We start from the raw sequence: 14,339 nt of genomic DNA on the forward strand, positions 1-14,339 counted from the left end.
TCTTCGGCGCGTGTGCCAGTCAACGAAGGCGTCGGAGGCCGAGTATCCGATTGGCATATCGGCCTCCTATTGGTACGGCTAATCAATCCGGATCTTCGCTTCGCGGGCCACAACGCTCCAGCGGTCCACCTCGCTCAGCAGCAGCTTCCGGAGCACGTCTGGATTGCCGCCACCAGGCTCGGCCCCCTGGTTGCGCCATTGCTCGACAAAGCTGCTATTGGCGAATGCGCGAGTAGTAGCCGCGTTCAACGCCGAGACTACCGAGGCTGGGGTACCGCTCGGCGCGAAAAGGCCGTACCAGCTTGCAGCGTCATAGTTGGAGACGCCAGATTCCGCGATGGTCGGAAGGTCCGGGAGACTGCGTGAGCGTTGCTTGGACGTTACCGCCAACGCGCGCACGCTTCCGTTTCGTACATATTGGAGCGCCGAGGGCATCGTCTCGAAGTAGACCTGGATCGTTCCCGAAATCAGGTCCACTAGCGCCGGACTGGAGCCTTTGTAGGGGACATGCATCATCCTTGTTCCAGTCACGGCTTTGAACTGCTCAGCCATGAGGTGATGGAGCGTGCCAGTGCCCGGTGAACCATACGCAAGCTTATCTGGGTTCGCCTTGAGGTAGGCGACAAGTTCACCCACTGTCTTCACTGGTAGCTTGTTTGTGACAAGCAACACGTGATCCACGCGACCAAGAAAACTGATGGCCGTCATACTACGGATATCATAGGGCAGCGAAGGATATACGGTCTGTGCAATGGCATGATGGGCCGCGCCAAACAAGATCGTGTATCCATCGGGCTTAGCACGTGCTACAGCATCTGCGCCAATTGTCCCGCCTGCGCCGGCGCGATTATCCACAATAAAGGCTTGCGACGTTTCCTTAGTTAGCTGAGCACCAACCACGCGTGCCAGGATGTCTACAGTGCCGCCAGGCGGAAAAGGGGCAACCAGGCGGACCGGCGAGGCCGGGTAACTTGCGTTAGCCGCCGCGTGCGCGAGAATCGGAGCCATGGACCCTGCCCCCATACACGATATGGCTTTGATAAAGTTCCTGCGTTTCATCTTTGTCTCCTCCATATATTTTTCTGGAGTGAAAATCTATCGCCCCGCGGCTACTTTGGAACGTAACCGGTCCGGGTCTGCGGAAGCTTCATCTCCAGAATATTGCCGGCCACTTGGGTCCGCAGAATCTGTGCTGTGCCGCCAGCGATGGTGAACATTCGCGCATCGCGAACATGCCGCTCCATGGGGTTGTGACGGCCGTAGCCCGACGATCCGTAGAGTTGCAGCGAGTCATTCGTGACCTTGTTAGCCGTTTCCGCCGAAAAAATCTTGGCGCGTGCCGCTTTGGCGATGTCCGGAAACTCCTGTCCGCTGCATGCTGCCGAGTGCAGCAGAAGCCGAGCCGCTTCGAGCTGGATGGACATGTCGCTAATCATCCATTGGAGCCCCTGAAACTCCGCAATCGGTCTGCCAAACTGCTCTCGGGACTTAGCGTATTGGACCCCTTCTTCAAAGGCACCCTGGGCGATGCCCAGCGCAACAGTTCCCGCGCCGACTCGCTGAGCGTTGTAGGCACTCATCAGGGATGCGAATCCGCGCTTCAATCCGCCAGGGGGGACTACCAACATGGATTTGTGGATCTTCAGGTCGTGGAATTCGATATGCGTTTCAGGAATGCCGCGCACACCCATCGCGTAAAGCCGGCGACCGATGACCAGCCCTTCCGGGGAATTTCCGTCACGCATGCAGATGAACGCGCCGATCCCCTGGTCCACCCCGTCGTCGAAGACGCGCGCGAAGATCAGGTGCAGACGCGATACACCGCCACCCGTAATCCAGTACTTCTCCCCATTGAGAATGTAGTGGTCGCCGACCTTGTCCGCGCGCGTGGTCATTTCACTGGCCGCGCTGCCGGCGTTGGGCTCGGAGATACAGATGGCCGGCTTGTCGCCACTGAGAACTGCTTCGGCGGCGATCTTGCGCTGTTCATCTGTTCCATAGCGCATGATTGCCCCGATGGCCCCCATGTTCGCCTCCACCGTGATACGACCCATCGTCGCACAGGCCTTCGCCATTTCCTCGATGACGATAACGGTGTCGTGATAGCTGCGCCCTTGTCCGCCAAACTCCTTAGGAACCGTCATCCCCATGAAGCCCTCGGACAACAAGCGGTCAATGTTCGCCCACGGATAGGCCTCTGTCACATCGGTGTTCGCCGCCGTTGGCGCGAAGACGTTCTGTGCAAGATCGCGTGCCGCCAACTGCAGTTCTTTTTGCTCAGCGCTCAGTTCAAACATACTCATCTCCTGTACATCCTTAGTTGTTCAGCCAGTCTTTCAGAATCGCATCGCGATGCTCATCCAGCCGTGGTGGCGGGCTGCGATAGCTCGCCGGCGTGGTCGAGAGCTTCAGCGGGTTCGCAAGAAGCCGGAGGTGTCCATCCTTCGCCCACTCACAAGGCATCCTGATTTCCGCTCCGCGGGCCTTCACATGCGGATCGTTGAAGACATCTTCGAGATTGTTGACGGGACCACATGGCACCCCGGCGCCTTCCAGCGCTTCCAGCCATTCGGCGCGGCTTCGCCGTTTCAGTGCTTCCGCCACTAGCTCACACACTTCCTTGCGATGGGCGACGCGCGCAGGGTTAGACTTGAAACGATCATCCGCAGCAAGGTGCATAACGCCCGCAACCCTGCAGAAGCGCTCAAATTGCCCGTCGTTGCCGATCGCGAGAATCATGGGCGAATCGGCAGTGTCAAAGACTTGATACGGAACGATGTTGGGATGCCCGTTTCCGAGTCTCTTGGGCAGCACGCCATCCGCCAAGAAATTTGTTGCGCCGTTGACGAGCCATGCAATCTGCGAGTCAAGGAGCGAAACATCGATGTGCTGCCCTTCTCCAGAGGTCGCGCGATGGTGAAGCGCGGCCAGGATTCCGACCGCGGCATACATGCCCGTCATCACATCGGCGATACCAACGCCTACCTTCATGGGCTGACCATCAGGCTCGCCGGTCAAGCTCATGATGCCGCCCATGCCCTGGATCAAGAAGTCATAGCCCGGGCGCTCCGCGTAAGGTCCGGTTTGGCCGAAACCCGTGATGGAGCAGTAGATCAACTTCGGGTACCGGTCTTTGAGTTGCTCGTAGGAGAGGCCATATCGGGCAAGTCCGCCTACCTTGTAGTTCTCAACGAGCACGTCGGCGTGCTCAAGGAGTTGGTGAATCAGCGCGCACCCCTTCTCGGTAGCCATATCAATGGCAATCGAACGCTTATTGCGATTGGCACTCAGGTAGTACGCGCTTTCGCTGGTCGGATTGCCGGCCGTATCGCTGATATAAGGCGGGCCCCACTTTCGGGTGTCATCCCCTTCGTTCGGACGCTCAACCTTGACGACGTCGGCGCCGAGGTCACCCAGCAGTTGGGTGGCGCTGGGGCCGGCCAGAATACGCGACAAATCCAGGACTTTTACGCCTGCTAGCGCTCTTGCTTCCAAGGCGCCCGTCATCGCGCACCTCGCTGGAAGCCCGAGTTCACAACTCTCGCGGCGCTCTGGTTCAGGTGTTGGAAATAGACAGTGATACGTCGCATGAAGAAATCTCCCGTTCTTGCATGCGTAAATTCTAGAAATCAGTGAGAAGCAAGCTCAATTGAATTGTTCCGCAAGACTGATCGCGAGGTTTGTAGCCAATGTCGAATCACGAAGGGTTGAGTCCCCGAACGCAATCCTGCACGTCTGCAAAAAGTACCGCGCAAGGACTTTCGAAAATTGAATGAAGGAGTGCCAACCAGCCCGCAGCGCTAGCCGCGGGACATCGCTTAATTGGTGATTTTCCGGCGCATATGCGCCTCAACGCCGCAGGGCGATGGCCAACATTTCGGCATTGGCACGAACTAGCCCCTCAGCTTCGAGGGTCATTTCGACCCTTACCTTTCTGCCCTCAATCGATTTCAAGACCCCACGAATCGTAAGTTCCTGAAACTGCGGCGTGGGTGCAATGAAGTTGACAACGAGCGAGGCTGTAACGAAGCGAGCCAAAGTTGGCTGTTCGTCGCTGGAATCTTGTCGATGGAACGCAGCTGCGGATGCTGTACCGTGACAATCGAACAGTGACGCGATCATGCCGCCGTAGACGTTGCCTGGTACTCCACCGCTGTATTTCGCGTCCGGGGTGAAGCGCGACAGCGTCTCTGCGCCAATGAGATAGGTCTTCAGATGGTGACCATCGGCATTGTCTCTCCCGCAACCATAGCAATGGCTGTAGTCAGCCGCATACTCGTCTTGAATGGGAGTCTCGCAAATTCTGCTGGCACACATGGGCTGACCCGGTTGAGTTGATATCGACACACCCGATCTTCCCAGGTTGCGTTTGCAGGAGGCTAAGGTGGCATGCTACTCATCCGCAATTGAGAAAATTCTCAAGTGAGAGCCGTCGGGATGTTCTGCCGCGTGGACAAACGCGCTTCCGGTGTCAGTGCTTGACCGCGCTAATGCGCTTAGGAACGCGCACGAAATAACTTCCCGCTATGCGGCGCTCCTTGAGCGGATGCTGTAGTTCCACGAAGGCAGGGTTGAGTCGTACTCGATGTTGAGTGAAGCGCGAGCGTGGCGGGTGACCGTCCGTCCGGCTTCATAAACTCCGTCAAGGATGTCAGCGGTAACTTTCAGACCGGTTTTTGTACAGGCCTTTTCGATCAGTTCCCGGACCAGACTGACGCTGCTGAAGACTACGCCAGCACAGGCCCGCGTAATGTGTGGAAACACGCGGTGCTCGATAGGATTATGTTTCGAGCAGTATGGAGCATAGTGGGCCACCCGGATTTCCAGTCCGAGCCGGTCTGCCAGATTTTGCAGATCGGCTTTGAAAAGCCACGAATTACTCGGGTTGCTGCCTCCGCCATCGCACAACAGCAGTAACCGTGTGGCGTGGGGATAATCGGCGCGAGCCTGTTTTTCCCACCAGTGCGCCACGCTGTCACAGGCAAACTGCGTCGTGTCACGGCTCACGCCGATGTTCACATGTGCCTTGTTCAGGCCGATGTCATACAGTCCATGCGGAATGACCCTGCCTTTGCTGTAACTCGGAAAATCGTGGTCGAGGACTTCAAGCTGTTCGCGCGTGTAGAGCTTGCCGTCGCGATAGAAGTTACCCAGCATCTCCTTTTTCTTCGTATCGATGCTGATGACAGGCTGGCCGTCTTCGAGATATTCCGCCTTGAGTTGCGTAATACGCTGAAACTGCGCGTCGCGTTGCGCGTGGGATTTGAACGACTTCTTTTTCTGTGATTGCCGCCGGGAAAAACCGTTGCGTTTTAACAGCTGCCGGACCGTTCGCACGCTCACCCGTCCGTCGACCTGCTGCGTCATCGCCTGGGCGATTTCGCGTGGCTTCAGATCTGTCCAGATGACGCCGTGTTGTGGATTACCCGCCGTATGCTCTCGCACCACGTCCAGAAATATCGCGCTCCACTCCGGATGGTCCGTTAACCTGGATTTACGCCCCTTTTTTTCGGATCCGCTCTCCAGCCGGATCCAGCTCTTCTTCCAGGTCCTTCAACCCTTGCCTGATTGTTTTCGGGTCAATTTCAAACAGTTTCGCAATATATTCGAAACCGCCATGGCCCAGCTTGTCCGCCTCCACAGCCGCATACCGACGTCGGTCCTTCTCCGACAACCGCACGTACAGCCGCTTCATCCGCGTTTCAACCTCAGCCCGGTAACCAGCCTGCATCGTCTGTCCTCCAGAAGGACCGCATCTTACCAGCGTCGCTTTGCACCCGCCACGTCCACTTCGGGAAGTTATTTCTCACCCGTTCCTTAGCTTCTAGCCACAATGCCTTGGCTGCGGGAGAAAGGCGACTTTCATCAAGGCAAGCCAGCCCGATACTCCGGCGCGTCTGCGGCAGCAAGGGCCTGAAAACAACGCCGGGATACGCGGCGGGAACCGCAAGCCGCGCGAGGATAGACACACCTTCGCCTCGCGATACGTACTCGAGGATCGACATGATTTGCAGCAACTCGTGAACAATCGTGGGTGTACAGTTGTGCCGGGCGAAGAGGCGGCGGATCAAATTTTGAGATCCGGCGCGAGTGAGCAGAAACGGGTGTAACGTGATTTCTGCAAGCTGGACCTCGCGCTTTTCGGCGAGTGCGTGGCCTTCTGGCAGCACGGCAACCAACTCGTCAACAGCCAACGTTATCGTTTCAAAGTCACTTTTCGGTAGAGTGACAGCCGCAAGCTCGATCCGTCGCTCTATGAGGTCCCGACTCGTTTCTTCGTCCGGGCGTTCTGTGATGGATACACTCACACCAGGATACTTCTTCCTGAAGTGCTCAAGGAGCATCGGTAGCGCGTGCAGCGTTGCGCTGGCCCCAAAAGACCCGACCTTGATCAATCCTGTCTTTAGCTCCGCCCCCGCCCTCGCCGTGGCCGTGACCAGTTGCATTGACGCAAATACATCCCGAACATGAGGAAGGACCTGCTCGCCAGCAAACGTCAACGATAGACCAGTTGGATTGCGCTCTACGAGCTGAACTCCAAGTGCATCCTCAAGCGCCCGGAGAGAGTGACTCGTTGCTGACGGCGTCATGCCTAGCTTCGCACCCGCGCCAGCAATGCCGTCTGACGAGACAAGCGCCAAGAGAAGTTCGAGCTGCCGGAGCGTCGGGATTTGGGATCTCGCTGATTTTGGCATGCCATTTTGGGAGCCAGGAGTTGAAGCATGGCTCACGCTACTTTCAATGGCATTGAAAATAAGCTCACGAACGTCGCGTGTCAATCAGGGCTCGCACTTTGCCGGTGGCCAAGCGGTAGCCGTCAAGTCCGCTAGGCCGTCACCGGGCCGAGTGTGTCTTGACTGGCGCTACACCATCTATGCACAACACAATGCGCCGAAACCAATCAGGAACACAAACAGGAAGCCTGCCAGGGCCAACGGTCGCTTGCCTGCACTTACCAGATCACTGATGCGGGTGGATTTGCCCCCGTGTCCCCGGACACGGTCACACCCTTAGGTTGATAAGGCCATCGCACGCCTGAACTCGCGCGGAGAGCGGTAATTCAGGGCGCTATGGGGGTGCTGCTCGTTGTAGTGCTCAAAGGCAATGGCCAGATTGCGAACTGCCGTCTCGGCATCAGGCTTGGGCATGAAGGCGACATAGTCGCGCTTCATGGTCTTCACAAAGCTCTCGGCCATCCCGTTGCTCTGCGGGCTGCAGACCGGCGTGGTCAGTGGCTTCAAGCCGATTGCCGACGCAAACGCCTTGGTCTTGTCTGCCGTGTAGCCCGAGCCATTATCGGTCAGCCATTCAATTTCCGTCGGCGTCTTCAGCGCGTTTCCAAAGCGATTCTCGACGGCGGCCAACATCACGTCGCGGACCACGTCACCGCTATGCCCACCAGTGGTCGCCGCCCAACTCATCGCCTCGCGGTCGCAGCAGTCCAGGGCGAACGTCACGCGCAGCGGCTCGCCGTTGTCGCAGCGGAACTCAAAGCCGTCAGAGCACCACCGCTGGTTCGTCTTTGCTACCGCGACCTTACCCTCATGCCTGCGCTGCGGGCGTGGCGGGGCCACTCTGCGTTGCAGCAGCAAGCCGTACACTCGCATGACCCGATAGACCCGCTTCGCGTTGACGGGAGGCGCGCCACGATGCTCTCGTTCCCGGCGCAGTACGCCCCATACCCGGCGATAGCCGTAGCTGGGCAGATGCGCGACCGCATTGCGAATCTCCTCGACCAACCCTGCATCGTCGGTTTGTCGGGCGCTGCGCCCGTCCCGCCAGTCTGCAGGACGAGTCAGCTTCTCTGCCACATTCGAGCGCGCTACACCGAGAACTTCGCAGACCCGCTTCACAGGTCGTCCCCCGGCAATGAGGGTGAGCGCGCAATCCATTTTCGCGACTTCATCACCTCCACTGCCTCACGGAGAATCTCGTTCTCCATGGTCTTCTTGCCCAGCAGGCGCTGTAGCTCACGGACTTGCTTGAGCGCGTCGCTCAGCTCCGATGCCGGCACGACTTCTTCACCGGCACTGACCGCCGATAGGCTGCCGTCCTGGTACAGCTTGCGCCAATGAAAGAGCTGATTCGGATTTACGCCATGCTGGCGCGCCACCATCGACACCGTCTTGCCCGGTTCGCAGCTCTCGCGCACCATCGCGAGCTTCTCGTCCGGCGACCACCGCCGCCGGCGCTCCGGCCCCGTCAACACTTCCACCAATTCCTGCTTCGTTTTAGTCATAAACACAGTCGTATGCCTACCCGCTATTGTAAGTGAGGGACTGTGTCCGGCGATTCAGGGGGCCGCTCCAGCGGGTATGCAAGCCGATCGCGAGCGTCGCGCAAGCCAGCATCCAGTTGTCCAGCTCGATGAGCGCGGGCTTCCATCCAAGCGGAACTAGACCGCCCGAGTTCACTGCCATGACCACTACAAAGTCGATGCGAACCAAGGGATTGCCTTTCGCAGGCTGCTCAGGCTGGCAGATCGCTCCCCCTTCTGCGACCAGTTCGCACCTGGCCAAAGCGCGATAACCAGCAACAGCAGCGCCAACGCCAGCACCCGCACCATCTTTGCGACCACCGCAGCGTCGGCCGCGGTATCGCTCACCATTTTTCCCGGGGCGATGACCTGAGCAACCTCGTGTAGCGTCGCGCCCGTGTAGATACCGAAGACCTTCTGACTAATCGCAAGATGCAAGTCACTCGCGGCCAGTTCGAACAACCATGGATACAGAAACATTCCGACCGTACCGAACAGTACGACAGTTGCCAGCACCCGTGCGTCCCATGCGATGACGCCGAGTGGAAGCAGCGTGAGCAGCCGTTAACACCATAGCTTCCACGCGCTGGGAATGGAAGCGGGTACGGAGCGGGTTGACACAGCAGGCGGCATGGTCGTCCAGGATTCGAGATTGAATGGATGCAGAGCGTATTCATCTGTCACGAACAATGGAAATGGCAAGTTCCAGTCAAGCTCACCCGGAAAACCGCTCAACGATGCCGAAGAGTCACTAACCGGTGGTTGAAGACGATTTCAATTGCGCATGCGGTTGCACAGTGATCAGAATCCGCAACGGTGTCTTGCTAAGGCGCCTGACCTGCCCTCCGATGCCCGCCCGCGTTCCTATGAAGAATATCGCCTCGCTTGCGCAACTCAGCATATTCGTCCGCATTGCCGAACTTCGGAGTCTTTCGGCCGCGGCGCGGGAACTGGGAATATCACCGTCGGCCGTGAGCAAGAGTTTGGCCCAACTTGAAGAGCATCTCGGTCTCCTTCTGGTAAAGCGGACGACGCGAAGCCTGACGCTGACAGACGGCGGCAGAATCATCTTCGAGCGGGCAAACAACATCCTCGCAGATCTCGAGTTCACCCTTGACGCTGCGCGTCAGTCTCAGGCACCTCAAGGCCATCTCCGTCTCACGTGCTCAATGGCATTTGGTTCGACGCAACTTACTCCGCTTGTCGGCCGCTATCTCGATTGCCATCCCAAGGCAAGTGCTTCAGTCGCGCTGGAAGACAAGCTGACCAACCTAGTCGAGGACAACTTCGACCTCGCCATTCGCATCACGGCTAGCACTGATGCCAACTATGCAGCACGCAAGTTGGCATTGATCCGATGGGTCTACTGCGCCGCCCCCGCATACCTCGGTGCGAGCGCAGCAATACGGTCACCGAGAGACCTGACAAGGCACAGATGCCTGATATACCCGATGATGATGGCCGACGGCTCGTGGACATTCTTGGGCAACGAAGACTTCCAGCGGGTTCCTGTGACGCCAACATTGGAATGCAATTCCAGCCTCGGTCTGCGTGAAGCCGCAATCAGTGGGCATGGCATAGCATGCTTGCCGACCTATCTGGTTGCCGACGATATTGTGCGCGGACGCCTTTGTATCGTCCTACCCCAGTACCGGTCCGCCATTGCACACACGCTGTACGCGATGTACTACAGATCCAAATACGCGAACAGCCTGGTCCGAAGCTTTATTGACTACCTTGTCAATGAAATTGGTGAAACGCCGCCCTGGGATGCGGCGCTTAAAGAATCCGTTGGACTGGAATGGGCAGAGGAGCACACGCCGAATGCATCCCCCACCCAACCAGAGCTCAGAGACGTTGCCTAGCGCTCCGTTTTAACCACACGGCACGGGTAGACACCGTGCCGTGCGTTAGAAATTACCGGAATGCGGCCTTCAGACGCGCCAACGCTTCGTCTATGGTGCTTCGCGGGCAGGCTAGATTGATCCGCGCGAAACCCTGTCCCGCGGGCCCGAACTTCTGACCGGGGTCGAGCCAAAGCCGAGCCTTCCGCAATAGATAATCATGAAGCTCGAGCGACGTCATCCCTAGCTCTCGAAAATCCAGCCATGCCAAGTACAACGCGTCCATTTGCATCATCTTGAAGGGAAGCCCCAATTCCGCCGCGCGCGAGCGCAAGTGCTCATGGTTGGCGCGGACGTACGACAGCATTGCTTTCACCCAAGGCTCGCCAAACGAGTAGGCAGCTTCGCATGCAGCAATCCCCATGGTGTTGATCAGAGTGACCCCGCTTTTTTCACACTGCGCACGAAAATCGCGCCTCAGATACGGGTCCGAAATGAAGACGTTTGCGCAAGTCAATCCAGCCAAGTTGAAGGTTTTGCTTGGTGCATTGCACACCACGCTCCTCATCGCCCAATCGTGATCCAGCGATGCAAATGGAATGTGACGCTTGTGCTCAGACATGACAAAGTCCTCATGAACTTCGTCTGAAACGATCAAGATGTTATGTCGTTCGCAGATGTCCGCCATCAACAGCAGTTCATCCTTTGTCCAAACGTTACCCGTCGGATTGTGAGGGTTGCAGAGGATAAAGATTTTCGTCCCTGGCAGAAGTGCCGCTTCAAATGATTCAGGATCGAATCGGTACTTGTCCCCCTCTAGCCTTAAGGGGGCCTGAATAACGCGGCGACCATTCACGGCCGCATCGTTCAGGAAATGCGCGTACACCGGGGTCTGCACGACAACATGGTCGCCAGGCTGCGAGAACGCCTGAATGGTCATGCTCATCGCGTGCACCACGCCAGATGCTTGCGTCAGCCAATCTGCCTGAGGTTTCCATCCAAATCGTCTCGCGTGCCAGTCGATGACCGCCTCCGCACAGGACGCCGTGGTGCCACCATAGCCAAGCACCCCCATGTCGACCATTTTGTGCAACGCCTGCGAAATTGCAGGTGCGATTCGAAAATCCATGTCGGCCACCCACATTGGCAACGGGTCGGCCTGGTGTTGTTCTCGTGTCAGGCGTTGGGCACCCTGGTCCCACTTCATCGAATTGGTTCCGCGCCTGTCAATGACCTCGTCGAAGTTGAATGTCATGTAGATACTGCCTTTTTCCTTGTATGAGGTTGCGAGTCATCGGACGCCGTTCTCCCAAGAAATCATCGCGAACGGCGCGACTGTGAAATTGGATGAAGCCGTCAGGCGCGCTATCAGCGTTCGAACAGCTTGAATAGCGGAGCCGCGATTACAAGGATGCCGGTAAGCGCGACGAACCAGAGGCTCACCGAGCGGAACTGCTTCAAGGCCGGCACACGTATCACGAGATAGCACGGGATAAGACAGGACACGATGCCGAATGTCGGAGCCGTCCATTGAATTAGCGCCATAGAGGAGACGTTTGCGATCACCCATGCTGACAGGATGACCACTGACACCATTGCCATAGCTGCAGGGAAAATACGATCAAAGGTAGTTCCTCGCGACATGAAGCGATCGGCGACATTGATAACAATACCTTTCAGCGCATCGCTAAATCCAAGGTAAAGACCTAGGAAAGCTGACATAATCGCCACGATGTTCAATACCATCGAAAGCACCTTGACAGAGCTACCTGGCATCACACGCGCAGCCAGCGCCAACGCCGAGATATTCTGAGCCACCGCAGTGCGCGCCTCTTCCGCAGTAATTGAAAAAAGAAAGGAGAAAGCAAAAAACAGAACACTGACAACCAGAATCATGTAGGCGTACCGACCCGCTCGCAGCGCACGATAGGTCGCTATGGCAGGGTCGGATTCAACCTTTCTGAAGGCGACATTCATCGGGTTAAGAATCTGAGTGTAAACAATCGAAAACACTGCAAAAGGCAATGACAAAGTGACGTCCTGAATGAAGCGGATTGCACTTTGGGGACGGATGAATTCGATATTCCCGAAGTTCCAGTATGGAATCATGGATACGCCGAGGAAAATCACGACGGAAAGCTTTACGATAATCAGTGGACCGGAAACCTTAAATAGGAGTCGCTCCCCACGCGATGCGATCGCAACCAAGAATGTGATGATGGCGATAGGAAACCAGTAAGTCGACGCAAGGGATTGCTGAGTTACCCCAAAAACCTGGAGATAAGATCCAGCATCGTGGGTTATCGTCGCGGAGTATGCAAACATACTCTTTGTGAGATTAACGAAATATACTACACTCAGCAAAATCCCCCAATTTTTCCCCAGATATTCCGTAATAATCCCGGTGTAGTTGCTGCATTGCCCACTGGCGGAGAGCGATCGAATGAATAGCTTGGAAAGAAAATATACAGCAGGATAAGCGATAAGAATGGCTGCAACGGATGTCCAAATCCCCTTAATTCCCATTTGTAACGGCATAAATACGATGCCAGATCCAATCGCCATGCCGATACACAGGACAACCCATCCGGCATCGTATGCTGTAAATGGGATACGTTCGCTTAGCGCACCCTCTAGTCGGACCGTGCCGCCGCCAATATTAGTCATCTATCACCACCCATCTTTTGATCAACTCTTGATCGGGAACGCAAACGCTAGATGCACTCTCCGTCTCCTTGCAATGGTTTTGCATTTTTTGCTAAATTAATCAGCGTTTTTATAGAAAACTTGCGGCACCTAATCGGCACCCATCGCAGACACAAGTCTACGTAGTCGCCTCCCGGCTAAGCATGAGGAAAAGCCCTCGAATTCGTTTCGATTTTGTGCAAGCATTTTCAACCCGGCCTCACAAATGACGCACGGGCGTTGGATCGGTAAGCAGCTGGGTCATTAATGGGATGACCGTGCAAGACGCCGGTTGGGTTCGCTCAATTTCGCCACGTTTTGCGCGAGCGCAACCCTCCGCCCGCGAACCTGCGTCTGCGCGGCACCGCCGGCCAGACAATTCAAAGATGAGCCTCGCGCACAAATTCTGCGGGCGGGGGTAAGGTCATGCGGTTTTACACATCTCTGACCTTCCAAAGCGACCAGAGCGCCCGGGAAAAGCGTTTACTTTCAACGAGTTGAAGCGCCCCTTGTAAACTCTCTAAGTCTCGCGTTTACTGTCGCATTTTGGGTGACGCGTTGACGATTGAATCGACACACTGGGCAGCGACTGAGTTTGCCCACCTGGATCTCGGTGATGCGCGCCTCGACAAGCGAGCGAGGATGTTGATGGAGCGATTTGCGGCCGATCCGATGGCCAGCGTACCGAAGGCTTGCCACGGCTGGAGCGAGACCATGGGAGCGTATCGCTTCTTTGGCAACGACAGCGTTGACTGGCGCGATATTCTGGCGCCGCACTGGCAGCAGACCCGGCAGAGAATGGGGGCTGAACCCGTCGTGCTGTGTCTTCAGGATACGACGGAACTTGATTTTAACGGTCAAGGGGCTATCGGTCTGGGGCCGCTGAGCTATGAGGCGCAGCGGGGTATGTATCTCCATCCGACCTACGCCGTCACGCCGCAACGCGAACCGCTTGGTGTGCTGGACGCGTGGATGTGGGCGCGTGAGAAGCGGGATAAATTCGGCAAACGCGGTGGGCCAAAGGAAAGCTTGCGTTGGATTGAAGGTTACGAGCGCATCGCTGAAATGGCCCTGGAGCTCCCCAGCACGCGCTTGGTCTATGTCGCAGACCGCGAAGCCGACTTGATGGCGTTGATGCTGCATGCTCAAGAACTCGGTACGCCCGCCGACTGGCTCATACGTGCGGCCCACAATCGCTGCCTGCCGGATGGCGAGAAGCTGTGGCAGCGCACCATCAGCGGCAAGCCTATTGGCGAGATCGCTTTCACGATGGGATCGCGCCATGGCGTCAAGGCCCGCACCGTGCGTCAGCAACTCTGGGTGCAACGGGTTGATCTGCCAGCAGGTAAGGGCAAGACGGTCGCGGCGACGAGCATCGTCGCACGCGAGTTTGATGCGCCTGCCGGCGTCAAGCCAATCGAGTGGCGCCTCCTGACAAATCGCAGCGCAGCTAGTCTGGACGATGCGATTGAGCTTATTGACTGGTACCGCGCGCGCTGGGAGATAAGCGGTTCACAAGAAATACCTCTATAATATCGAATCAAATAAGAACT

At 56.9% G+C, this 14,339-nt stretch carries 11 protein-coding genes and 2 pseudogenes; 2 read left to right on the plus strand and 11 right to left on the minus strand.

What is annotated here, in order from left to right; translation table 11 throughout:
- Nucleotides 1–78: 78 nt before the first annotated feature.
- From RS901_RS34575 to RS901_RS34615, 9 genes and pseudogenes are all read right to left on the minus strand, one after another.
- Nucleotides 79–1,059, minus strand: a complete 981-nt coding sequence (locus tag RS901_RS34575) for a tripartite tricarboxylate transporter substrate binding protein (protein WP_316155118.1) — start codon at nt 1,057–1,059, stop codon at nt 79–81.
- Between the two features lie 50 nt (nt 1,060–1,109).
- A complete protein-coding gene (acdA, locus tag RS901_RS34580; protein ID WP_316155119.1) occupies nt 1,110–2,297 on the minus strand; it encodes a 3-sulfinopropanoyl-CoA desulfinase in 1,188 nt (395 codons plus the stop codon).
- Between the two features lie 19 nt (nt 2,298–2,316).
- On the minus strand, nt 2,317–3,507 hold the full coding sequence (locus RS901_RS34585; RefSeq protein WP_316155120.1) for a CaiB/BaiF CoA-transferase family protein: 1,191 nt from the start codon (nt 3,505–3,507) through the stop codon (nt 2,317–2,319).
- Between the two features lie 342 nt (nt 3,508–3,849).
- Nucleotides 3,850–4,317, minus strand: a complete 468-nt coding sequence (locus RS901_RS34590) for a PaaI family thioesterase (RefSeq protein WP_316155121.1) — start codon at nt 4,315–4,317, stop codon at nt 3,850–3,852.
- A 207-nt stretch (nt 4,318–4,524) separates the two neighbouring features.
- Complete coding sequence (locus RS901_RS34595) at nt 4,525–5,532, minus strand: ISAzo13 family transposase (RefSeq protein WP_316157364.1); 1,008 nt, start codon at nt 5,530–5,532, stop codon at nt 4,525–4,527.
- Nucleotides 5,495–5,731 (minus strand): hypothetical protein, encoded by a 237-nt coding sequence (locus tag RS901_RS34600; protein ID WP_316155122.1) that lies wholly within the window; start codon nt 5,729–5,731, stop codon nt 5,495–5,497. Before RS901_RS34600 ends, RS901_RS34595 begins: the two co-directional genes overlap by 38 nt.
- On the minus strand, nt 5,709–6,779 hold the full coding sequence (locus tag RS901_RS34605) for a LysR family transcriptional regulator (protein WP_316155123.1): 1,071 nt from the start codon (nt 6,777–6,779) through the stop codon (nt 5,709–5,711). The genes RS901_RS34600 and RS901_RS34605 overlap by 23 nt, the downstream gene beginning before the upstream one ends.
- A 231-nt stretch (nt 6,780–7,010) precedes the next feature.
- A protein-coding gene (locus RS901_RS34610) for an IS3 family transposase (protein WP_316157365.1) occupies nt 7,011–8,215 on the minus strand; the annotation gives its coding sequence in 2 pieces (ribosomal slippage) (nt 7,011–7,897 and nt 7,897–8,215; 1,206 coding nt in all).
- 94 nt (nt 8,216–8,309) lie between these two features.
- Nucleotides 8,310–8,779, minus strand: a pseudogene (locus RS901_RS34615) (putative sulfate exporter family transporter); the annotation flags it as partial.
- A 344-nt stretch (nt 8,780–9,123) separates the two neighbouring features.
- Here RS901_RS34615 and RS901_RS34620 point away from each other — a divergent pair.
- On the plus strand, nt 9,124–10,122 hold the full coding sequence (locus tag RS901_RS34620) for a LysR family transcriptional regulator (protein WP_316155125.1): 999 nt from the start codon (nt 9,124–9,126) through the stop codon (nt 10,120–10,122).
- A gap of 52 nt (nt 10,123–10,174) precedes the next feature.
- On the opposite strand, the gene RS901_RS34625 is transcribed toward RS901_RS34620, so the two are convergent.
- Nucleotides 10,175–11,356: a MalY/PatB family protein gene (locus RS901_RS34625; protein ID WP_316155126.1), complete on the minus strand. Its 1,182-nt coding sequence runs from the start codon at nt 11,354–11,356 to the stop codon at nt 10,175–10,177.
- A gap of 113 nt (nt 11,357–11,469) precedes the next feature.
- A complete protein-coding gene (locus RS901_RS34630; protein WP_316155127.1) occupies nt 11,470–12,768 on the minus strand; it encodes an amino acid permease in 1,299 nt (432 codons plus the stop codon).
- Between the two features lie 564 nt (nt 12,769–13,332).
- On the opposite strand from RS901_RS34630, the pseudogene RS901_RS34635 reads away from it, so the two are divergent.
- Nucleotides 13,333–14,292: pseudogene (locus RS901_RS34635) on the plus strand (IS4 family transposase); the annotation flags it as partial.
- Between the last annotated feature and the right edge of the window lie 47 nt (nt 14,293–14,339).

The sequence above is a fragment of the Cupriavidus sp. BIC8F genome, assembly GCF_032465815.1.
GTDB classification, from domain to species: Bacteria; Pseudomonadota; Gammaproteobacteria; order Burkholderiales; family Burkholderiaceae; genus Cupriavidus; species Cupriavidus necator.